General features: G+C 53.8%; 20 protein-coding genes. 5 read left to right on the top strand and 15 right to left on the bottom strand.

Annotated features, from left to right (window positions below):
* Positions 1–228 (top strand): hypothetical protein (locus AC2FLE_RS17135; RefSeq protein ID WP_496698528.1); only part of this gene is annotated, 228 nt, incomplete at its 5' end.
* 127 nt (positions 229–355) lie between these two features.
* Here AC2FLE_RS17135 and AC2FLE_RS17130 read toward each other — a convergent pair.
* From AC2FLE_RS17130 to AC2FLE_RS17095, 8 genes are read right to left on the bottom strand one after another with little or no spacing between them, the layout of a single operon-like run.
* Complete coding sequence (locus AC2FLE_RS17130) at positions 356–1,720, bottom strand: aminotransferase (RefSeq protein WP_496698526.1); 1,365 nt, start codon at positions 1,718–1,720, stop codon at positions 356–358.
* A complete protein-coding gene (locus tag AC2FLE_RS17125) occupies positions 1,713–3,275 on the bottom strand; it encodes a trimethylamine methyltransferase family protein (protein WP_271952679.1) in 1,563 nt (520 codons plus the stop codon). Before AC2FLE_RS17125 ends, AC2FLE_RS17130 begins: the two co-directional genes overlap by 8 nt.
* Positions 3,268–4,500 carry an aromatic ring-hydroxylating oxygenase subunit alpha gene (locus AC2FLE_RS17120; protein ID WP_496698525.1) on the bottom strand — a complete coding sequence of 411 codons (1,233 nt, stop codon included), beginning with the start codon at positions 4,498–4,500 and terminating at the stop codon, positions 3,268–3,270. Before AC2FLE_RS17120 ends, AC2FLE_RS17125 begins: the two co-directional genes overlap by 8 nt.
* Positions 4,500–6,560 (bottom strand): oxidoreductase, encoded by a 2,061-nt coding sequence (locus AC2FLE_RS17115; protein ID WP_496698523.1) that lies wholly within the window; start codon positions 6,558–6,560, stop codon positions 4,500–4,502. The genes AC2FLE_RS17120 and AC2FLE_RS17115 overlap by 1 nt, the downstream gene beginning before the upstream one ends.
* Positions 6,561–6,620: 60 nt before the next feature.
* Positions 6,621–7,682, bottom strand: a complete 1,062-nt coding sequence (locus tag AC2FLE_RS17110; protein ID WP_109310916.1) for an extracellular solute-binding protein — start codon at positions 7,680–7,682, stop codon at positions 6,621–6,623.
* A gap of 17 nt (positions 7,683–7,699) precedes the next feature.
* Positions 7,700–8,797, bottom strand: a complete 1,098-nt coding sequence (locus tag AC2FLE_RS17105) for an ABC transporter ATP-binding protein (RefSeq protein ID WP_496698521.1) — start codon at positions 8,795–8,797, stop codon at positions 7,700–7,702.
* A complete protein-coding gene (locus tag AC2FLE_RS17100) occupies positions 8,794–9,582 on the bottom strand; it encodes an ABC transporter permease (protein ID WP_496690593.1) in 789 nt (262 codons plus the stop codon). Before AC2FLE_RS17100 ends, AC2FLE_RS17105 begins: the two co-directional genes overlap by 4 nt.
* Positions 9,579–10,448 carry an ABC transporter permease gene (locus AC2FLE_RS17095; protein ID WP_496692079.1) on the bottom strand — a complete coding sequence of 290 codons (870 nt, stop codon included), beginning with the start codon at positions 10,446–10,448 and terminating at the stop codon, positions 9,579–9,581. The genes AC2FLE_RS17100 and AC2FLE_RS17095 overlap by 4 nt, the downstream gene beginning before the upstream one ends.
* A gap of 109 nt (positions 10,449–10,557) precedes the next feature.
* Here AC2FLE_RS17095 and AC2FLE_RS17090 point away from each other — a divergent pair, with 109 nt between their 5' ends.
* Positions 10,558–11,211 (top strand): TetR family transcriptional regulator C-terminal domain-containing protein, encoded by a 654-nt coding sequence (locus AC2FLE_RS17090; RefSeq protein WP_496698519.1) that lies wholly within the window; start codon positions 10,558–10,560, stop codon positions 11,209–11,211.
* Between the two features lie 446 nt (positions 11,212–11,657).
* Positions 11,658–12,608, top strand: coding sequence for a proline racemase family protein (locus AC2FLE_RS17085; protein ID WP_496698517.1), 951 nt, complete (start codon positions 11,658–11,660; stop codon positions 12,606–12,608).
* Positions 12,609–13,317: 709 nt separating this feature from the next.
* Here the strand turns inward: AC2FLE_RS17085 and AC2FLE_RS17080 are convergent.
* From AC2FLE_RS17080 to AC2FLE_RS17065, 4 genes are all read right to left on the bottom strand, one after another.
* On the bottom strand, positions 13,318–13,632 hold the full coding sequence (locus AC2FLE_RS17080; protein WP_496698515.1) for a monooxygenase: 315 nt from the start codon (positions 13,630–13,632) through the stop codon (positions 13,318–13,320).
* A gap of 30 nt (positions 13,633–13,662) precedes the next feature.
* Positions 13,663–14,040 (bottom strand): hypothetical protein, encoded by a 378-nt coding sequence (locus tag AC2FLE_RS17075; protein ID WP_496692082.1) that lies wholly within the window; start codon positions 14,038–14,040, stop codon positions 13,663–13,665.
* An 11-nt stretch (positions 14,041–14,051) separates the two neighbouring features.
* Entirely contained in the window at positions 14,052–14,495 is a 444-nt protein-coding gene (locus tag AC2FLE_RS17070; protein WP_271952659.1) for a MarR family winged helix-turn-helix transcriptional regulator, read from the bottom strand.
* 168 nt (positions 14,496–14,663) lie between these two features.
* Positions 14,664–15,122 (bottom strand): Lrp/AsnC family transcriptional regulator, encoded by a 459-nt coding sequence (locus tag AC2FLE_RS17065; protein ID WP_281973936.1) that lies wholly within the window; start codon positions 15,120–15,122, stop codon positions 14,664–14,666.
* Between the two features lie 113 nt (positions 15,123–15,235).
* On the opposite strand from AC2FLE_RS17065, the gene AC2FLE_RS17060 reads away from it, so the two are divergent.
* Together AC2FLE_RS17060 and AC2FLE_RS17055 are read left to right on the top strand one after the other, a co-directional pair.
* Positions 15,236–16,441, top strand: coding sequence for a methionine gamma-lyase (locus tag AC2FLE_RS17060; RefSeq protein ID WP_496698512.1), 1,206 nt, complete (start codon positions 15,236–15,238; stop codon positions 16,439–16,441).
* Between the two features lie 11 nt (positions 16,442–16,452).
* Positions 16,453–18,828, top strand: coding sequence for a thiamine pyrophosphate-binding protein (locus AC2FLE_RS17055; RefSeq protein WP_496698510.1), 2,376 nt, complete (start codon positions 16,453–16,455; stop codon positions 18,826–18,828).
* Positions 18,829–19,143: 315 nt separating this feature from the next.
* Here the strand turns inward: AC2FLE_RS17055 and AC2FLE_RS17050 are convergent, their stop codons facing one another.
* The 3 genes from AC2FLE_RS17050 to AC2FLE_RS17040 form a co-directional block, all read right to left on the bottom strand.
* Complete coding sequence (locus AC2FLE_RS17050) at positions 19,144–19,746, bottom strand: short chain dehydrogenase (protein ID WP_496698509.1); 603 nt, start codon at positions 19,744–19,746, stop codon at positions 19,144–19,146.
* Positions 19,747–19,816: 70 nt separating this feature from the next.
* Complete coding sequence (locus tag AC2FLE_RS17045) at positions 19,817–20,896, bottom strand: ABC transporter substrate-binding protein (protein ID WP_496698507.1); 1,080 nt, start codon at positions 20,894–20,896, stop codon at positions 19,817–19,819.
* Between the two features lie 29 nt (positions 20,897–20,925).
* Positions 20,926–21,408 (bottom strand): luciferase domain-containing protein, encoded by a 483-nt coding sequence (locus AC2FLE_RS17040; protein WP_496698506.1) that lies wholly within the window; start codon positions 21,406–21,408, stop codon positions 20,926–20,928.
* Positions 21,409–21,466: the final 58 nt, after the last annotated feature.

Genomic DNA, 21,466 nt, shown 5'->3' with positions numbered 1-21,466 from the left:
GATCCACTGGATCAATTGCTAACCTCTTCACCTCGTCAGGCTCATAACCTGAAGGCCAAAGGTTCAAATCCTACTCCCGCAACCAAAATCACTACACAATATCAATATATTACACACCGTACCCGAGCGGGCTTTTGCGTTGCACCATCACAACTGGAAGCACTGTGGAAGCAAGCAGTACGAGAAAAACACTGTGACGGACCCGTAACAGATAATGCCAACCCGTAGGATATCGTCGCTGTCAAAACCTTCTTCAAATCCGTCAAGGCCGAACGGTTTTGGCAGAGATCGTGGAGCATACGACAATACGCTGAAATGGCGACCTCCGGGCTTTCGCAACAATAGCGCAAGCAATTCATTGGCCCCTAATCCCGCTGAGCCACGCACTTGTCGCTTCAAGCCCTTCTCGCAAGACAGCAAACATTTGCTCAATTTCACTTTCGCTAATGATTAGGGGCGGTGAAAGAACACACATGTTGATCACAGGCCGAACCAATAACCCACGTTTCTGGCATTCGATATCGATCTGGCTACCAATCTCGTAGTCGCACCCCAGATCGCTCTGGGGATCACCATCGACTGAGCATTGAACGCATCCCATCAACCCCATGCCGCGCACATCGGTAACGATGTCAATCTGACCCAACTGCTGTAGCTGATCCTGAAAAATCGGAGTGACCCTTCGAACGTGTTCGAGAAGCTTTTCCCGTTCAATAATTTCCATACTTTTCAGACCAGCGGCCGCGCTGACCGGGTGACCAGAATAGGTATAACCATTAGAAAAAGTTGCGTCTTTTCCTGAAACATCGGCGATCAATCCATCCGAGATAATCGCAGCGCCCATCGGTGCATACCCAGATGTCATTCCTTTGGCACAGGTGATTATGTCTGGCTGAATGCCAAAAACTGCCTCCGAAGCAAACCAATGGCCCAATCGTCCGAAAGCCGTCACTACTTCGTCGGAAATGTATAGAACATCATACTTCCTGCAGATGTTTAGGCAGCTTTTGTGATATCCTTTTGGCGGCACGATCACCCCGCCAGATGCCAGAACCGGTTCGGCGATAAACGCGGCGACATTTTCTGGGCCCAGCGTCACAATGGCGTTTTCCAGGTCCGAAACTTTCTCTTTCAGAAAGCTCTCATCGCTTTGACCCGACTTACGGTAAAGCGGATTCACGTCTGGCAGGAAATGTGCGAGGTCATCCGCCTTGTCGAGCCAAAGTCTGTCACGCTCTTTTCCACTGATGCTGGCCGCCAGATAAGTACTTCCATGATAAGCTTTTTGCCGTGAAATGATTTTCTTTTTCTCGGGGCGTCCCAAGAGGTTGTTGCGGAAATGGACAAACCGGATGGCCGTATCAACTGCAGTGGAACCGCCGGTGGTAAAAAAGACATTATTCAAATCGCCTGGCGCACGTTTGGCGATTTCGCACGCGAACCGCGCGGCAGTCGAGTTGGAATTGTTAAAGGGCGAGAAATAGGCAAGGTTCCGAGCTTGCTCAGCCATGGCCTCGGCCATCTCCCCTCGACCATAACCGATCTGAGTGCACCACATGCCTCCCGGTCCGTCGATCAAGCGTTCGCCTTTTTCGTTCACCACATGAATGCCGCTGGCACCTTCGATAAAAGTGCGGTCGTTTTCGCCCAATGTTGCCATCCCTTCCCACGGGTGCAGGAAGTGATCGTTATCCCATTGCTTGACGTTAGAGTTATCCACGGCGGGCCATGCTTTCTGTGCTCATCACAATTGGGAATTCTTCGCGAACCTGAGCGTCTGAGGCGCCGAAGTAGTTGGGGAAATGGCTGTCGAGAATGGAATTGGCCTTGTCACGGGCGCGGTCCAGAAGATCAGTTTTGCCTTCGTTTTCCCATGTGTCCGTGCGCTCACGATCCATGAGCCGTGGGTAGACGAATTCGCTGTTCATATAGCTCAGTGTGTGCGGGTTGCCGAGAAAATGACCAGGGTCGATGGCACACTGATGGATCACATCCACCGCCATGGTTTCATCCGTGACTTCAATCCCGCGCAACGACCGCAGGATCATACCGCCCGCTTCGTCATCGATGACCATGCTTTCAAAACTGCATCCCATCAGGCTACCGATCATACCCCCGAACTCGCACAAACGATTGGCACCGGCATGAGCGGCAAGCGTGAAGGTTAGTGCCTTTTCCAACCCGTATTGCGCGTCGGGTATCTTGGCATCGGTCATGCCTGCGCCGACAGAGGTTGGAAGGCCATAAAAGTTACCCATCTGAATGGCTGCGGCCCCGATCAGAGCCTGTTCGCCACTGCCGCCGGTGAACGACCCGCTGCGCAGGTCAGTGATGAAGGGCCAGGCGGCAAAGCAGACCGGACAGCCCGGTGTGATGAGGTTTACGATGGCAACGCAGGCCAGCGTTTCGGCCACGGTTTGCACCAATGTTCCCGCAAGCGTCGCAGGGGCTGTCGCCCCGGCCTGAGGAGGCACCGCCAGATCAACCGTCAGGCCTAGCTTGGCGGTATCAATCAGGATTTCCATGTTTTCCTTGCCGACCCGCAAGGGGGAAACCATAGGGCAGCCGCCAAATATGACGCTTGGCTTTTTCATGAAAGCCCCTTCGCCACCTTGAGCAAAATCAAACATGCGGATGGCATGCGGAATATGGCTGCGGTCGCGAAAGGTCAGACAGGCAGGTTTTTGGCTGCCTGCGAGCATGGCATAAATGGTGTTCATGTCATGAGCGAAATCATCAGTCACATCGGTGGCCAAAACCGTGTCGCCCAGCATATGGATGTTGTCCAAACGGTCCACCAGACGGGTGAAATCATAGACATCGCGCAGGATCGAAGGGCGATAAGATTTAGTTTCGGAATCGAAGGTGGTCACGGCGGTGCCGGAGTTGGCGAAATAGACGCTCTCCGCCGAGCAATGCATGTCGTCTTTGCCTTCACGCTCTCCGCGGGCATAGACGTAAAACTCCTTGGCAGCACCAGCCAGGATGTCTTCCATCAGTGCGCGGGGGAAGCACAGCCGATTTAGATCATTCATCACCGCGCCCTTGGGCAGCACCAGATCAAGTAATTCTGGGAAATGGTCGGTAATGCCGGTTTTTTCCAGAACGGTCAGAGCCGCTTGATGGATGTTCTCCATATCTGTTGGGGTAAGCGGCTTATAGCGGCCGCCACTTAATCCCCCACGCACGGCCTCATTGCCCGTGGTCGCCTGTTGAACCTTTATGCGCGCGGCGCGCCCACCACCTCCGCGACGGCGTGATTTTACCTCAGCCATTACCGGCCATCCTTTGTTCTGGTTCCGAGCGGATCATCGCAAAATAGAAATCGTAAAAATCCTGGATCGAGGTTTCCATTTCGCCCAAGGGCCCCGGTTGGAAGTATTGAGAATTAACGCCGGACTGGTTGTGCCGAATGATGCGTTCGTCATCCAAAGATGTGACATGCCAAAGCCAGGTCAGGTCTTCCTTGTTGTAATCTTGGCCTTCTTCGGCATCAGCGTTAACCAACCAGACCACCTGAATGTCGGTTTCTTGTAGACCACGTGGAATAAAGCGGTAGCCCACCAGGTGATCCGAATAGATCAGGAACCAATTCAATGGGCCAATATCAAAGTCAGTTGCGCCACCGTCGAAGCCTTTCAGCGTTCCAAGCAATGGCGCAAGTGCCTCACCCGATTTGCTGCCGGTTTTGTAACCTTGGTAAAGCGGGTAGCGCCGATAATACCCGCTGGTGAATGGGGTGGGCGCAGCCTCGCCAACAAGCGCCAATTCATCAGGTGCCAGCCCGACTTCTACAGCCCTTGCATTTAGCGGCTCGACCAAGCCAGCCATGTCTTGTGGCGATTTCAGGCTATGAGAGCGAGAGTATTCTTTGTGTGCTGGTCCGCAGTGGTAGCATTCAAGATAGTTCTCAACCGCCAGTTTCCAATTCGCTGGAACGGGAAATGACGCCGTATGCGCAACTTTCAGATCGTCAAAGCCATAGGGTTCGACGAGTGGCGAAAGCTGGCTGAGGACAGGATCAAGCGATGGTGTGTTTACATCGGTACAGACAAAGATCAGGCCTTTGAAGACACTCACCTGAACGGGAAAGAGCCCGAATTTGGACGGGTCAAAGTGTTCCCCCATATTGTGGCCTGCACGAAGTTTTCCCGATAGCTCATATGTCCAGGCGTGATAGGGGCAAACAAGAACACGGGCGTTGCCGGACTGTTCAGTGCAGACGCGAGATCCACGATGGCGACAGACGTTCAAATGAGCGCGAACTTCGCCTTCGCGGTCGCGAACAATAATGATGCTCTCCGGGCCATAGTCGAACAGGAAATAGTCTCCGGGGTTTGGGATTTGGCTGACATGCCCTGCCCAAAGCCAGTTACGGTTCCAGACCTGGGCGATGTCATAGTCATAGATGTCTTGCGAGGTATAGAATCCGCGCGGCAAAGCGTGGCCGTGCTGGTGCGAGGCCATCAAAACATCTAACTCAAACGGTCGGCTGTTCATCACGTTTCCTCCAAATCGACTATCTCGCGGCGAAACCAATCCTTGTCTGCTTCTGCCTTTGGGCGTTCAAAATCGCGGGCCGCGCGGTGGCCTGCGAAGACAGCGTCGACGATCAGTCCCGGAGACGCGGCATCGCCTATAAGTTCGAGGGTCTTCAACCCAACCCCGCGCAAGCTGTCGTAAAGCGCTGTCTCTCGCTGGCGCTCGGTAACCAGAACTGTCGAGGCACAGGGAATACTCGCTTCGCGACCGGTAAAGGCACATCCGATGCGGGCCATGTCACCTTCAACCGCGGTCAGCACCTGATTGCAGTAAATGTCTATGCCAAGTTCGATCAGACGAGCCTGAATACGGGGCTGCTCCAAAGTATGTACGGCGTAAGCAGAGACCAAACTCTCCGGCGTGACAAAGACCACCGGATATCCGGCAGCTGCCAGTTTTTCTGCAATCACACCTGCCAAATAGATATGGTCATCATCATAGATCAACACCGGGCCATTCGGAGGCAATATGCCGTTCATGATATCATCAGGTGTCAGCACTCTGGCGCTTTGCTCGATATGAGGCATACGGCGCTGGGTGTTTCGCCCCATGCCATCCGTACGCCAACGGCTGCCGGTGGCGACAAAGACGTGTTCGACGCCAAGCTCTGCCACCTGATCGCCGTCAAGTCTGCTGTCGGTGAACAACTGAACGTTGCCGCGCTGTTTCAGATCATTCAGGCGATAGTCGACGACGCGCGACCAGGCCGCTAGGCCGGGAAGCCTGCTTTCCTTTGCAACACGTCCACCAAATTCAGCTGAGGCTTCGGCCAAGGTCACCTGATAGCCGCGCCGTGCGATTTGCATGGCACACTCAAGACCCGCGGGTCCGCCACCGATTACCAGTGCTTCCGCCTCGCTTTTTTTCGGTGCAATGATCTCAGGGTGCCAGCCGCGACGCCATTCCTCGCCCATGGTCGGGTTTTGGGTGCAGCGGATCGGGATGCCCAGATTGTCAGATGAGACGCAGATATTACAGCCGATGCATTCGCGGATTTCGTCAATGCGGCCGTCTTCAATCTTTTTGGGAATGAATGGGTCCGCGATGGAAGGTCGCGCCGCTCCGATAAGGTCGACAATTCCCTTCTTGACCATCGACAGCATCATATCGGGGGACGTCAGGCGACCGACACCAACCACAGGTTTCCGTGTGATCTGTTTGACGTGCGACAGAAATGCGTTCTGATAGCCATCCTCCGGTTGAAAGCGGGTTGTGGCACTGTCATTGGACCAGTCGGCTACGTTCACATCCCATAGGTCAGGAAGATCGGCCAAAAGCTCGACCACGGCACGGCCTTCTTCTGAAGCCTGCATGCCGTCAGCGCCCACCATCTCATCAATGGCAAAACGGAGCGCCACAGCGCAGCTGTCACCTACAGCTTCGTGGGTGTCTTCCAGCAGTTCGCGTGTCAGGCGCACACGATTTTCAAGCGACCCGCCATATTCATCACTACGCTGGTTCATATGCGGCAGCATGAAATGTTGCGCCAAAGTCATGTTGTGTCCGGCATAGACGTAAATGATGTCAAATCCGGCATCTTTCGCGCGCAGGGCGGCCTCGCGGTGCCAGCGGCGGAACTCGCGAATATCAGCTTTATCCATGGCCTGCGCCTGCTTGGGATGCGTCGTATCGACAGACATCTCGGAAGGTGCAAGAACCGGAGCCCGGGTCAGCAGGTTCTGCGCATGGTTGCCATTGTGCACCAGCTGGATAGCTGCCAGCGCACCATGCGCATGTACCGCATCCGTCATCAGCCGCAGCGCGGGAACATCGCGCCCGTCCCATAGCCGCCCCTCGGCGTAAGGAGACAGGTCTGAGGTTGGGTGAATCTCGGTCTCCTGATTGGAAACCACCGCCCACCCACCTTCGGCTTTCATCCCACGAACGGCGGCATCCGCCCGCGGTCGGACATGCCCCAGCCCGGTGCAATGTGGCACCTGATAAAAGCGATTTCTGGCTGTGACTGGTCCAATCTGAACCGGTTCAAAAAGCAGAGCATATGGGTTCGCGTTCGACATGTTCACGCGTTTTCCTGTATCTGGGATCCGGAGCCGTAAGGCCCCGGAAAAGTGGTTGTGTTAAAAGCCGGCTTTGATCCGTTCAAATTCTGCCAGCATTTTCGCCTCAAGCTCGGGATTCACCGCATCAAAGAACAAACTGCCTTCGAAGAAGCTTTTAGGGTCAGCAAAACCATAGGCTTCGATGTTGGCCTGATCGGCAACTTCGAACGCTTTTGCGTTGGAATGTGGGTAGCCCCAGTTGTCGATGATGTACTGACCGCTGGCAGGATCAGTGAGCGCGTTCAACAGATCATAGACCTGATCGACCGGAGTCGTGGAAGACTTCAGATGCACGTAACCGCACGCCCAAGTCGCGATGCCCTTATCGACATCACGCATCATCGCGGCAGGCACTTCGTTCCAGATCAGGTTCAGTTCTGACTGGTTCCAGGCCCAACCCAATTCGATCTCACCGCTGGTCATGGCCTGATCAAATTGACCCGCATCGGACCAGTAAAAGCGCATGTTCGGGTGGATCGAGCGCAGGAAATCAGATGCTTCCTTGAACTGCTCGTCGCTCAGATTGGTATAATCGTCGGCGTTTCCAGTGGCCAGCGCAGCCAGGGCGTACGCAGATGACGCGGCATCCGGGACGGCGATCTTGCCTGCATAGGCCGGGTCCGCCAGCATTTGCAGCGAAATATCATCGCCTGAGATTTTGTCGGTGCGGTAGATAAGGCCCGTGTTCCCCCACTCGAACGGCAACATGTAAAGCTTGCCGTCTAGGACGATGGCGTCGACTTCCTTGATCTCGGGCAGAACATCGGCCCAGTTGGTCAGTTTGCTTTCATCCAGCGGCTGGATCAGGTCGGCTGCGACCCATTTCCGGACCGCGTCAGAACAAGGATGCGCCAGATCAGCCGTGAAACCCGAACTTAGTTTCGTAAAGGCTTCTTCCTGACTTCCGAAATAGGAATAGCTTGGTGCCTCATTCCCGTATTTTTCCATGTAGCTGGCAAAGAACCCGGGATCTTCATATCCCGACCAGTCAAAAACCGTCAGATCAGCGCCACCTGCTATGGCACTTCCCGTACTTATCGCCGTCGCACATGCGAAGGCCGCAATTCCCTGAAGTCTCATTTTATCCTCCCACTATTTTACTTTGTGTCTGTACCTAGATCGATCACGCTTGCCCCCTGTAGCCCCAGCCAAACTGCGTCGCCGCGTTTGAAATCGACCGTGTGAAAATAATTTGGAACTGAGACCGAGATTGGTTTTTCAGCTCCCGCAACCTGAATGTGGTAGTGAATGTTCTCGCCATAGAAGGCGACGTTGCTGACAGTGCCTTGAACCGTTGATGGATAGTCTTCTGGTTTTTCAGCAGCGATTTCCAATTGTTCCGGGCGAATACCGATGTTCATGTCTTTAGAGCTGGTCGCAACGTTGGGGTTTCTCTCAATCTCAATCCGCCCGAAAGCAGCCGCATCAATCGACAATATATCGCCGGTTTCTCCCAACATCTGGGCAGGCAGTATGTTCATCTCACCGATGAAACTGGCCACTTGCTGATCACAAGGACGGGCATAAAGCGTGGTTGGTGTGTCCACCTGCTTGAGCCGTCCGTCGAACATCACACCAATACGGTCGGACATCGTCATTGCCTCATATTGGTCGTGGGTGACCATCACAAAGGTGATGCCAAGCGACTGCTGCAGATTGCGCATTTCAAACTGCATCTGCTCGCGCAACTTCTTGTCGAGTGCTGACAAGGGCTCATCCAACAATAACACTTTGGGCCGCATGATAAGCGCGCGGGCAAGCGCCACCCTTTGCCGCTGCCCACCCGACAATTCACTTGCGCCGCGATCCTGAAGACCGCCCAGCTCGACCATTTCCAGGGCCTCGGCTACGCGCTGTTCGATCTCGGCCTTGGGCGCCTTGCCCCGCAAGCCATAGGCCACGTTGTTCCCGACGTTCAGGTGCGGGAAGATGGCGTAGCTCTGAAATACCATGTTCGTTGGACGGTTGTTGGCCGGGACACCTTCCATATCCTGGCCGTCGATCAGCACGGTACCCTCGGTCGGTTCCTGGAAGCCCGCGATCATCCGCAATACCGTAGTCTTGCCGCATCCCGAGGGGCCGAGGAGTGAAAAAAACTCGCCCTCTTTGAGATCGAGATCGATCCCGCTGGCCGCCAGGAATGTGCCATAGCGCTTTTCGACGCCCCTGAGTTCTATGATGTTTCTGTCTGTCATCGGACCTCTGATGCGGATGAGCGGCGGCGGAAGTACTCGGCCAGCACCAAAAGCAGAACCGAGGTTAGCAGCAGGATAGAACCCAAAGCCAAAACGTTTGGAAGCTTGGCGGGGAAACGGATCTGGCTCCAGATATAGACCGGCAGGGTTGGCTGGTTGCCTGACAGGAAAAAGGCCAGGACGAACTCATCGAAGCTGACCGTAAAAGTGACCAGCATGCTGGCTACGATACCGGGGGAAACGACCGGCAGCGTCACGCGACGGAAGGTTTCGAACACGCCGACGCCCAGATCGTAAGACGCCTCTTCCAGCGACGCGTCGAAGTCATCGAACGCGGACTTCAAGATCGAAACGGAAAATGGCAAGGCGAGGAACGTATGGCCCAAAACAACGGTCAGCAGAGATGGTTTGAGACCGAGAAACAGAAACAGGACCAGCATTGACGAGGCCACGATAATGCCAGGTATGACCAGAGGCAGCATTACCAGTCCTTCAGCGGCGCGCTGGCCCCGAAAACGGTATCGAACAAAGGCGCGCGCAGCGAACAGCCCCATGGCGGTGGATAGAAGTGCGACGACCGTGCCAACACCAAGCGAATTCCAAAGGGCCTGGATCAAAGTATCCTGTTCGCCCAACTTCCGATACCAGTCCAGCGTCCAGCCCTTGATCGGAAAGGCAACGATTGTTCCGCTGTTGAACGAGAACAAAGGTAGGAAAAGAACCGGCAGGTACAGAAAAACCAAATACAGGAAAGCATAGGCTGTCAGGGTCGAGGGGCGCTTCATCTGATCCTCCTCCCAAGCTGGGTGGCGGTAATGACAAACACGATGGCGACGAAGCCGACTGAAAGCATCGCGATCAGCGAAAGTGTGGCGCCGAGAGGCCAGTTGTTGGCGGCCCCGAACTGCACCTGAATAAGATTGGCGATCATCTTCCCGTCCGATCCGCCGACCAGCGCTGGAGTCACATAGTCACCGACAGTCGGAATGAAGATGATCAGGCAAGCCGCAATGATCCCTGGGATGGTCAACGGCAGCGTCACCCGCATGAAGCGTTGCAAAGGACTGTTGCCGAGGTCGGTGGCAGCCTCCAACAGGCTTGGATCGATCTTCTGTAACGAGACATAGATCGGCAAGATCGCAAAAGGTGCCCAGGCATGAGCAAGCGTCAGCACGACAGCAAATTCGTTGTACAGCAGGAAGTCGAGCGGTTCGTCGATCAGACCAAGCATCAGCAGTGCAGAATTCATCACCCCGTTGAACCCAAGGATGAGCTTCCAGGCAAATACGCGCAGCAGATAGCTGGACCAGAACGGAATGGTGATGAGTAGAAGCCAGATGGTCTTTTTCCGGGCCTTCATCGCGATGAAGTACGCGATCGGATAGGCCAGTGCGACAGTGACTACCGTAACTGCTCCGGCAATCCAGATCGACCTTAGCATTAAGTGTCGAACCAGCGGATCAGCAAACGCGTCGCTATAGTTTTTCAGCGTCGGCGTCTTGTCGAGCGTTACGTAGGTTTGGGTCCAGAATGAATAGGCGATCAGGATCACCAAAGGCGCCGCCACCAGAAAGCCCACGTAAGCCGTGGCTGGTGCGCTGAGGGTATAACCCCGGGACGCTTCGCTACGAAAAATCACCCTATCTCCCATCTCGGTACTTACGAGTCTCTAATGGACGATCGTCCATTTAATGTTGCGCCAGAAAGGCCTTTCGTGTCAATCTTCCTGTGAGCCACCCATATGAGAAGACCCTAAGCTGATGGAATCATTGAATAGAGTGACAGAGCCTAAAGGAAGAAAACGTAGCTCGAAGCGCGATCCAGAAGCCAACAGGCAGCTTCTGATCAAGGCGACACTGGATACTATTGCTGATATTGGAGTCACCGATACCTCGGTCAGTCGCATTTGCGAACGCTCAGGTCTGTCGCGCGGAATGATCCATTTGCATTTCGGGGGGAAGGACAATTTGCTGACCGCAGCGGCCCAGCATTTCAGTACTGAGTATTATGCCGAGATGGACAGAATGACCGAACTGGGCTCGGATGCATCGCCCGAAGAGCGAGTGATGGCTGTGATCGAGGCGGATCTATCCGAAGCTTTGCTCAATCCACGAAGTACGAAAATCTGGCATGCATTCCGAGGCATCGCGAGCTCACACCCAGGTATTGCCCGATACAGCAGCACTCAGGATCCCAAACTTGTCGAGACTTTGCGGTGTGCGTTCACGGAGATAGCCCAACAAAACGGACATGATCCGAACTTGGTGAATGATGCCACTAGCGGAACGTTGGCCTTACTGGAAGGTATGTGGGTAAATTACCTTACCGATATGCAGGTTTTTTCGCGACGGCGCTCTGCTGAACTTATTCGAAGATTTTTAGGCGGGCTTTTTCCAGAAAAATTCAAGTTGTGAGCCTTCACGACGCTCAGGTTTGAGATGGAAACAATGCCTCTTCCTGGAAAGCAACTACTGGTATTGGTGAGGCCTCTAGCGTCTAAGTAGCATCCACCTAGCTATTGAAAAATCTCGACGTCCGCTGTGCGCTATTAGCGGACTTTCACAATTAAACTTTGTAGTCCGAGATGCGCAACAAAGTGAGGTTTTGCAGCGTTATTGACGTCGTGGTGTGGCTACGCACCCGTTGGTCCAATCTTCAAGCTGGTCGGGAAAAGCATCGACTGACTTCGCTCGGCGCCTGCAATAAATCTCGACATACATGCCTCCAGCCTTTGCCGAAAAGCATACATCAACCAGAGTATTCACACAGACTCAGTCCAATACACCATCAGCTGAAAGCAAGCATGGATGTTTGCAGCCAGAAGCTACAAGGTAGCACACGATATCCAGGACGCCGAACAATGCCTAATAAACACCAGGGACAAACGGATGCGATAGATGTTGATCTCGCTGGAGATATTCTTCGAGTGGCGGTTTCTGGTCTTCCTAAACTAGTTTCTAGGAACGCGGCTGGCGCCTTGCTGGAGCTTCGTTCGGATCATGAACAGTTTCGGGGTTTTTTGAACCTCCCACCAAATGGAAACCACCTCATCAACTCTTGCCTACTCTATCCACCCTTTGAGCAAGGTACCGATGGGGCACTTTTTCTAGCCTCTCAGTTTGCATACGCACCATATGCCGGAACCGCACTCATGGCTGCAGCCACCATAATTGCGAGCGCGAAGCGTCAAGCATTAGCCAAAGATCAACAAGTTGTTGCTTTGGAAACAGCAAATGGTGTCATGGAAGTACAAGTAATCCGAACAGATAGCGTTATGACACATGCCAAGTGGTTTACTGTCAAGCCCAAGCTATTGATTAATAATCAAATATTGAATCTTCCTCTAAATGGAAACATTCCAGTTTCTCTAGTCGATGCCGGGTTGCCGTATTTGGTTGTCGATGCAGACTATCTAGGTATTTCGCTTAGTGAGCGCCAAAAATTGACCAACGCTGCAATTGAGTTAAGCGGGGCGGCAAGTAAACAATTCCCGATGTCTAATTTTGGCATTGGCGGCAGCTACGGTAAATACTTGGTCATGTTCAGTTCGAAATCAGGGAAGAACCATATTAAAACTGTCTGGGTCTCTGATAAGGGAGAACTGGCTAATTCGGCTGGGGGGACAGGCGCATTGTCCGTTGTGGTAGCGTGCGAGGGCAACGGGTCGCTATCTCCCGGCAGGTCCGTGACAATCGAAGCACCGGGCGGGATTTTTGAATGCCAAGTTGTAGGTCAATTCGCCACTGTATCAGCAGAAGTTAGGATCGTTGCAAGGCATAGCTTTCCTTCTTTTTACAACGCTAATCCGTAAGGCAGCTTTTTAAATTGGGTGTTTGGGTGCAGAACCCTAACAAACCGAGCAACTGAATTCCATTCTGCCAGAACCCGTTGTGGCGCCTTAATTGCAACCCAGTGCCTGGTAGGGCCACTGAAAGCTTCGGACATTGCCGACGAGAGTATTGGGCCGACCCCCGACGAATATTCGGAAAGGCCTTCTGCGGGCAAGTTTTTCGCCCATCTTCACTAAAATCTGGGTTTTTTAGCTCAATCGGCCCAAATCGGACATTGGTCGTGGCAGTAAAGAACGACAGGAGTACACTAAAGGCACCAAAATCAGCGTGCTTTCTTGATCTTTATTTTGTCAAGCTTCGCTCTGCTCTTGGTCGATTCCTCAGAGCGCGTGAGAGCTTTGGCAATGGCCTTCAAGCCCATCCCCTTTGACACCAGTAGGTGCAATTTTTGAATTTCCTCTTGTGTCCAAGCTTGACGGTGACGCTCAAATCGTTCTGCCATGGTTTTCGTCTACCTTATCAATGTGTCTGATCTGTCATAAAGCATGGTGGTCGTGTTGACGCCAGCTCAAGCAAAATCACGAGTACCTTAATGAAGCAGCGGTGATACCAAACGCGACAAATGACAGACCCAGCCCAAAGCGGACAATCAAGACCAAATTTTGCAATTCCGGATAGCGGATGAACCGGACATCAACGTTTAGCGTGTCAATGTCCGGTCATTGCTCGCTAGCCTTCAAGCGGGGCTCTGTTGATGCGACTGACCTCCTCCATAATGTCGAAAACATGGTCGGCGGTCACTGTGATCCCTATCGCTTCCAGGCGCTTCAGATGCATACTTTTATAGCTTTCCAGATATTCGCGGTTCCGAAACAGGTATGTGGACCCATAGTGATTGGTTCCATCTTCGACAGTCCAAATCTTCCAGATTATTCCTGGCTCCTGCGCGATACTCTTTGCAAGTTGCTCGGTGCCGGCGAGAAATTCTTCTGTGATCGGACCTTCATAGGTCATATGCAGATCCCAGACTTTCAGTGTACTCATGTTTAGTTTCCTTTGTGAGTTTGGGAAAGTTCAGCGGTTTTTCCCGAGTTGGAAGAAGCATAGGACCGCAAGCAAGGCGAAGAAGATGGGGTCAGACCAGCCAAACCCGGTGAAAACTCCTGTCAGGCAGGCGTAAAGCGTGATGATGACGCCAAGTAGATTGGTCCACATCAATCCTGTGAGAATGGCGATTGCAGCTTCACTGCCATGTTCAACGTCCCGAAACAGAAAGCTGATGATCCCGATGCCGCCCAGAAATATCGAGTTATGCTGTGACAGGAACACAGCGTATTGGTCGTTTAATTGCAGGCCGTAGTTTGGCCAGAGGATGGCCGGGGCAAAGAACAGCGCGAGCGCGAACAACATGTAAATCACGCCATGTGCGGTCAGGAGTGTTTTGTTAGGCATGTTACGACTTTCTAAGGTTGAGGCAGTTTTTTTCGGAGTTGGTTGAGTGTCTTGATCGTCTGGCGTTTGTCCTGCACGCTGAGATCACCAAAAATCTGTTCCAGAGCTTGATTGTGGAGCGGCAGGAATTCGGCCACTTTTTGGCGCCCGGCTGCGGTCAATAACAGAACACGCGCCCGTCTGTCGGTTTCATCGACACTCTTTTCCACCCATCCGGCTTGAACCAGGTTTTTGACAACCACATCCAGGTTGCCGGATGTAGACAGTGTCAGCCGCATCAGATCGTTGATTGACAGCGGACCCTTGTTGCTAAGTGTTTCCAGCGCGTCCCATTGTGGCGCTGTAAGGCCCGCCGAACGAAACGCAGACACCATAGCGCGCATGAATAATTGCTGACTGCGTAGCAGGGCCAGCACCAGAGTTTGGTTTTCTCGGGCTTGATTTTTATGTCTCATGCTGTGCATATATCCCTAGTTAGGGATAAATTCAAGTACTCCCCATAGAATGACCTAATCCACTCATTCGCTCGATGTGCAGCATTTGTTGGAATGACGCATAAAGCGAGCTTTCGCTGCATCTGCGCTAATGTCCGCAATCATTTCATCTCAGTTCATCAAGCAACGTTACTCTGTCACTGGAAATACATTTGTCTTCTTGACAACTCCGTAGACAAAGCTGCTGTCCATGGAGGCAATACCTCCAAGAGGATGCAGCTTTCTGCGAACGAATTTTTCGTAATCTGAAAGATCAGCCACGACCACACGAAGCAGGTAATCCGATGAGCCGGTCATAACGAAACACTCCAGTACCTGGTCAATCCGCGCAATGGCTGCTTCGAATTTCTTTACTGTCGCTTCAGTATGGCTTTCCAGTTTGACGTGAACGAATACCGTTACCGGCAACCCGTAAGCCTCGGCGTCTATGTTGGCGCTATAGCCGGTGATGATTCCATTTTGCTCGAGCAGCTTCAGCCGCCTCAGACAGGGCGAAGGTGACAAGTTCACCTCTGCTGCCAGGTCTTGATTCGTCATTCGGCCATTGCGCTGCAACGCTCGAATGATCTGTTGGTCTTTACGGTCTATTTTTTTCATAGATTAGCATATACTGCTACAAACGAGGTAGTATAAGACATTTTTGGAATATTTTGCCACTCGTGTCGTCATACTCTGCTTCTTGAAAACCAAGGAGTCACCCAATGCGCAACCGCCCCGACAGCTTTTCCACTCTTGCCATTCACCATGGCTATAACCCGATGGAAAACGAAGGCGCGTTGACGCCTCCGCTGCATCTGACCTCGACATTCGCTTTCGAAACCGCGGAAGCAGGCGGAGCGATGTTCGCGGGCGAGCAGGCAGGGCATGTTTATTCGCGCATCTCGAACCCGACTTGCGATTTGCTGGAGCAACGCATCGCGGTGCTTGAGGGGGCAGAGGCAGGATTGGCCCTGGCCTCGGGGATGGGGGCGATCACCGCAACGATGTGGACTCTTCTTGCCCCGGGGGATGAGGTCATTCTCGACAAGACGCTCTATGGCTGCACATTTTCCTTCATGCGGCACGGGCTGGCAAAATTCGGTGTGACAGTGACCCATGTGGATCTGACGGAGCCGGAAAACCTGACAGCGGCGATCAGCGGAAAAACCAAGGTGGTCTATTTTGAAACACCCGCCAATCCGAATATGCGCCTTGTAGATATCCAGTCTGTATCAGCCATTGCCCATGCCAACGGCGCCTACGTGGTGGTGGATAATACCTATGCCACGCCCTATCTGACCCAGCCAATCAAACATGGCGCAGATATCGTTCTGCACTCGGCGACGAAATATCTAGGCGGTCACGGAGATGTTGTTGCAGGGTTGCTAGCCGGATCGGCCGAGCTGGTGACTGAAATCCGCCTCTATGGGATGAAGGATATGACCGGTGCAGTCATGGCCCCGTTTAACGCAATGCTCATACTGCGCGGGCTCAAGACACTGGAATTACGGATGGACCGGCATTGCAGCAGCGCTGCGACCATCGCCGAATATCTGGAGCAATCCGCCGGTGTGCAAAAGGTCTGGTATCCGGGGCTGAGCAGTTTCGAGCAGCATGATGTCGCGCAGCGGCAGATGTCCAAATTCGGCGGCATGATTGCATTTGAACTGGATGGTGGTCTGGAATCAGGGCGCGTGATGATGAACAGACTGCAAATGATCACCCGAGCCGTATCATTGGGAGATGCGGAAACACTGGTACAGCATCCGGCCAGCATGACCCACTCCACCTATACGCCTGAAGAACGCGCCGCACATGGCATCAGCGATGGGCTGGTGCGATTGTCCATTGGCCTGGAGGGGGTCGACGACGTGATCCACGATCTCGAACAAGCCTTGCCAAGACCCCCTGTCCGCAGCGCAGCTTAAGGAAATTGACCATGTCCATTGATCTCAAGACAATTGAACAACGTCTGCTGTGGCTGTCCCACTGGATGATCCACCATGCGAACCACATTCGGCCCAAGGCTGACGGGATCAAGGTTGGCGGGCATCAGGCGTCTTCGGCGTCGATGGTGTCGATCATGACTGCGCTTTACTTTCAGACCCTGCGCCCGGAAGACCGGGTTGCTGTCAAACCACATGCTTCGCCGATCTTTCACGCGATTCAGTATCTGATGGGAAACCAGACCCGTGAGAAGTTGGAGAACTTTCGCGGATTTGGTGGCGCGCAAAGCTATCCTTCCCGCACGAAAGATATCGATGACGTGGATTTTTCGACCGGTTCGGTGGGCCTTGGCGTTGCTATCACCTCGTTTGCGTCACTTGTGCAGGATTATGTACAGGCCAAATCCTGGGGCGATTCGCAAAAGCTTGGACGCATGATCGCATTGGTTGGCGATGCTGAGCTGGACGAAGGCAATATCTATGAGGCCCTGCAAGAGGGATGGAAGAACGATCTGCGCAATTGCTGGTGGATCATTGATTATAACCGCCAGTCATTGGACGGCGTGGTGCGCGAAGGCCTGTTCCAACGGATCGAGCAAATCTTCGACGCCTTCGGATGGGATGTTGTGCGGGTCAAATACGGCGCTCTGCAACGCGCTGCGTTTGAAGAGCCGGGCGGAGAGAAGCTGCGTCAATGGATCGATGAGTGCCCCAACCAACTCTACTCGGCACTGACCTTCATGGGGGGCGCTGTGTGGCGCGAGCGACTGATGGAATCCCTCGGCGATCAAGGCGACGTAAGCGCGTTGCTTGATGCGCGCAGCGATGACGAACTGGCCGCTCTGATGGAAAACCTGGGTGGGAACTGCGTCACCACCATGGCAGATACCTTCGCCGCAATAGATCACGACCGCCCGGTCTGTTTCCTTGCCTATACGATCAAGGGCTGGGGGACGCCGATTGCTGGCCACAAGGACAACCATGGTGGGTTGATGAACAAGACTCAGATGGCCGAATGGAAGAAATTCATGGGTGTTACTGAGGGTGATGAATGGGAGCGCTTTGCCACCATCGCAGACCCGGCAGCGTTTGAGAAAATGCTGGCAAAGACGCCCTTCTTCGCCAGCGGGCCGCGCCGATACTCAGATGACGTTATCGACGTCCCCTCAGTTGAGTTGGATCCGGGTCGTGAAATCTCGACTCAAATGGCATTCGGCAAGATTCTGGATGACCTGTCCAAAGGCAACAGCGCGCTGGCCGAGCGGATCGTGACGACCTCTCCGGATGTGACCGGCACAACCAATCTTGGCCCTTGGGTCAATCGCAGGAAACTGTTTGCGCGCACCCATCAATCCGACACTTTCAAGGCTGAAAATATCCCCTCCACCGCGAAGTGGGAGTTTACACCAGATGGTCAGCATATCGAACTTGGCATTGCTGAAATGAACCTGTTTTTGCTTCTGGCGGCGGCAGGGCTTTCGCACTCGGTTTTTGGCAAAAGGCTTATTCCCATTGGGACGGTCTATGATCCTTTTGTGTCCCGTGGCTTGGATGCGTTGAATTACGCCTGTTATCAGGATGCCCGTTTCATGATCGTGGGCACGCCCTCTGGCGTCACTTTGGCGCCGGAAGGCGGGGCGCATCAATCAATCGCGTCGCCGCTGATTGGCATGTCGCAAGACGGGTTGGCCGCATTTGAGCCCGCCTTTGCGGATGAATTGGCGGTCATCATGGAATGGGCCTTTGCCTATATGCAAAAAGATGGCGAGGGAGATCCCGATGAACGCACGTGGTTGCGCGACGAGACCGGCGGTTCGGTCTATTTACGTCTGACGACCAACCCGATTGAGCAGCCCGGTAAGCGCGTGGATGACGATTTCCGTCAGGGGGCCATCGACGGTGCCTATTGGCTACGCAAACCGGGGCCGAACTGCGAAGTTGTCATTGCTTATCAGGGCGCGGTTGCCCAGGAGGCCATCAGGGCAGCGGGCCATATCGCCCAGGGGCGGCGGGATGTCGGCGTCCTGGCAGTGACCTCTGCCGACCGGTTGAACGCCGGCTGGACTGCAGCGCAACGGGCGCGCACAAATGGCATTCGGGGCGCTGAGGCACATATCGAAACGCTGCTGGCAGATGTGCCGCGCGACTGCGCATTGATCACAGTTATCGACGGACACCCGGCAACGTTGTCCTGGTTGGGTGCCGTTCATGGCCACAAAACGATTCCGCACGGTGTGGAGCATTTCGGCCAGACCGGGTCTATTGCGGATTTGTACCGTCATTTCCGCATTGACGCCAACGCGTTGATCCAATCAGCTGGCGAATTGTCCCATGGTCGTAAAATCCCTCCGATTGTGGCTATAGCATAGCAACAGCAGACATTGGTTCACGTTGCTGCGTCTGTATCTATGGGCTCTCCTGTCGCCACTCTCTGCGGAGCGCTTCAACTGGTGGTAACAGCCCATTTTGTGAGTCCGGTTTTCATGCTGCGTGCGCTCGCGGTGTGGGAAATGCTGCGGTAGCGTAAAGTATGGTGCTGTCGGGCAGCGGGAAAAGCCGCCATTCGTACAGAGTGCAGCAAGGATCAGGGGCTGAATTTACGCAATGCAGGACAATTCTGCCATTCGGCCTCGCGGTCCGAACGGCAGGTTTGTATTCCAAGCAAGTTTGCTTAGCTCATAGCGTTATACGTAATCAGGCGCATCCAACGTTTCGCCGTTCATATTGCCTTCGATGGCAGCAACGTAGGCCTTTGCAGTGTCTGCCGCCGATAAGCCCGTGCTTGAATCCATACCCATCATCTCCATCGTTTCTTTGACGAAGACAGGGCTGACGGTGTTTATCCGCAGGTCGCGATCAAGTTCGAGTGCTGCAGCCTTGGCGAAGGATTCCAGCGCGCCGTTGGCGATGCTGATCACCACCGAGCCCGGCAACGGTTCTCGTGACAGTATGCCAGCAGTAAGCGTGAACGATCCACCATCGCTGATATGTCTCTGTCCAACGCGGACAAGGTTGATCTGGCCCATCAGCTTGTTGCCAAGCGCAAGATCGTAAGCCGTGTCGTCCAGCTCGTTGAAGGGCGCAAAACCGGCAAGCCCAGCGGTGCTGATCACGGCGTCAACGGTGCTGATATCCTTGAACATCGCCTCAATGGACTTTTTAGAACCGAGATCGACTTTCACATCGCCGTCGCTGTATCCGGCGCTGATGATTTCATGGTTGGCCGAGAGGGCATTTGCGACTGCGCCGCCGATGAGGCCGGTTGCGCCTACGATAAGGATTTTCATGGATATATCTCCGATATTGAAGGGCTTCGCGTTGCCGCGTTTTGGTCGCAACGCGAAGCCGTGAGCGGTGTTATGGTTTGACGCTGTAGTCCAGTTCCAGAGGGGCTGGGCCTTCTGCCGGACCGACAAGCTGTTCGATCTGCAGGCGGAAACGCTCGACCTGATCGCGCTTCAGCATGAACCGGTGGAAGTCTGCAGGTGAGGTGTTGTAGTGCAGGTGAGATTTGTAGCCATCGGGCGATTCAACATCCATGCGCACCGGGAACTGCAGCCACTTGCCCTGGAATTCCTCTGAGAGCATCCAGTTAAGGTAGAGCTTGGCAGCCGCCTTGTTCTTGGCATCGGTCGGGATGGCCGCGGTCTGGAACCAAGTCAGGAAGTAATCTTCTTCCGGCAGCACGAGGCGGGTGTCGCTGCCTTCAAATGGCACAAATGCCCAGGATGTTGTGAAGCTCGCACCATACCAGCCTTTGTCAATCGCGACATATGGCATTGATGTACCGCGCACCCAGGTCGGTTCTGTCGCAACGAGTTTTTCCAGATACTCCCAACCGTATTTTTCTTTCAGATTCCAGAACTGGTACAGTACGGCGTCATCGGTGTGCGGGTAAGTCAGGATGACTTGGCCCTTCAGCGCAGGGTCCAAATAATCCAGCGCATCGCGCGGAGCGTCATCTTCATTGATCAGGCCGGAATTGAATACATTGGTGAAGGCCACGCCGAACAGGCCGATCCAACGCCCGTGTGGGTCTTTATAATCCGGGTAGACCTTCTCCCAGTTCTTTGGCTTGTATCTTTCCAGCAATCCGCGCTCAGCATAGTAGTCGTAGTCATGCAGTGTTTGCAGTTGGATGATATCCGGCACTCCTGCCTTGCTGGCGTCTTCTCGTGCATTGTCATAGCGGGATGCATGATAGAAACTCAGATCAACGCTGTGCGTGACATTGATTTCTGGAAAGCGCTCTTTGAACATATCCAGATAGTAATCAGCCTGATCATCCTTATCGCCGCCTGCGCGGATGACCAGCTCGCCGCCTTCGGCAACGGCTTCGGCGTAAAGTTCTTCGAGCGACTTTGTTTCGATTTCTGTTGCCACCGCAGAACTTGCAAAAAGCAATCCTGCAACAGCACTCATGAGCATGTGTTTCATTGGAGTCTCCATTTTATGGGTTGGGGGGGCTACGCTGCGATTTCTTTGCCGGTGGCATTTTTGTAGGACCGGCCAAGGATGGATTTGATGATGGCCAATTCGGCCTCGTTACGTGGCGAATAGACCATGACCAACCCAACGGGACGGCGGCCCAGATCGACTAGGGTGTGATGTTCACCCCATCCTTTATCGACCACTTCCAGTGCGTCAGTCTTGGGCAGTTGCACATGCATGCTGCCATTGTCGGGTTTGGGGTGTATGTGGGCGATCTCGCGCCCGATCATGAAGGCATCATGATTGCAGGCGGCACCGTCTTGCATGACCATCGCGCGAGCACCTGGAACCGACACAAGGCTGTGCGCCTCATCAACACCGGGCAGGGAAAACGCCCAGTCGCGCATCTGGTCAACGATGTCATCAGGACCGTGCTGGGTGACTTGGGCGTGCGGCAGGCCATGTGTGGTTTCCGGTTTGGAACCAACACGCTTGGGCAAGTTCAGGGAAGTATGCATTTCGTGTCTCCAATGTTCGCTTGAACAACAGATAGCTTGTTACAATGCGCAAAATAAT

The sequence above is a fragment of the Ruegeria sp. CDSA077 genome (assembly GCF_059612265.1).
The sequence above is the reverse complement of the archived record's forward strand: the minus strand, read 5'-3'. Positions and strand labels throughout refer to the sequence as shown.

Coding starts and splice junctions, on each gene's coding strand:
- AC2FLE_RS17125 (WP_271952679.1), bottom strand. CDS start 3,275: ATGGCTGAGGTAAAATCACGCCGTCGCGGAGGTGGTGGGCGCGCCGCG.
- AC2FLE_RS17120 (WP_496698525.1), bottom strand. CDS start 4,500: ATGAACAGCCGACCGTTTGAGTTAGATGTTTTGATGGCCTCGCACCAG.
- AC2FLE_RS17115 (WP_496698523.1), bottom strand. CDS start 6,560: ATGTCGAACGCGAACCCATATGCTCTGCTTTTTGAACCGGTTCAGATT.
- AC2FLE_RS17110 (WP_109310916.1), bottom strand. CDS start 7,682: ATGAGACTTCAGGGAATTGCGGCCTTCGCATGTGCGACGGCGATAAGT.
- AC2FLE_RS17105 (WP_496698521.1), bottom strand. CDS start 8,797: ATGACAGACAGAAACATCATAGAACTCAGGGGCGTCGAAAAGCGCTAT.
- AC2FLE_RS17100 (WP_496690593.1), bottom strand. CDS start 9,582: ATGAAGCGCCCCTCGACCCTGACAGCCTATGCTTTCCTGTATTTGGTT.
- AC2FLE_RS17095 (WP_496692079.1), bottom strand. CDS start 10,448: ATGGGAGATAGGGTGATTTTTCGTAGCGAAGCGTCCCGGGGTTATACC.
- AC2FLE_RS17090 (WP_496698519.1), top strand. CDS start 10,558: ATGGAATCATTGAATAGAGTGACAGAGCCTAAAGGAAGAAAACGTAGC.
- AC2FLE_RS17085 (WP_496698517.1), top strand. CDS start 11,658: ATGCCTAATAAACACCAGGGACAAACGGATGCGATAGATGTTGATCTC.
- AC2FLE_RS17080 (WP_496698515.1), bottom strand. CDS start 13,632: ATGAGTACACTGAAAGTCTGGGATCTGCATATGACCTATGAAGGTCCG.
- AC2FLE_RS17075 (WP_496692082.1), bottom strand. CDS start 14,040: ATGCCTAACAAAACACTCCTGACCGCACATGGCGTGATTTACATGTTG.
- AC2FLE_RS17070 (WP_271952659.1), bottom strand. CDS start 14,495: ATGAGACATAAAAATCAAGCCCGAGAAAACCAAACTCTGGTGCTGGCC.
- AC2FLE_RS17060 (WP_496698512.1), top strand. CDS start 15,236: ATGCGCAACCGCCCCGACAGCTTTTCCACTCTTGCCATTCACCATGGC.
- AC2FLE_RS17055 (WP_496698510.1), top strand. CDS start 16,453: ATGTCCATTGATCTCAAGACAATTGAACAACGTCTGCTGTGGCTGTCC.
- AC2FLE_RS17050 (WP_496698509.1), bottom strand. CDS start 19,746: ATGAAAATCCTTATCGTAGGCGCAACCGGCCTCATCGGCGGCGCAGTC.
- AC2FLE_RS17045 (WP_496698507.1), bottom strand. CDS start 20,896: ATGAAACACATGCTCATGAGTGCTGTTGCAGGATTGCTTTTTGCAAGT.
- AC2FLE_RS17040 (WP_496698506.1), bottom strand. CDS start 21,408: ATGCATACTTCCCTGAACTTGCCCAAGCGTGTTGGTTCCAAACCGGAA.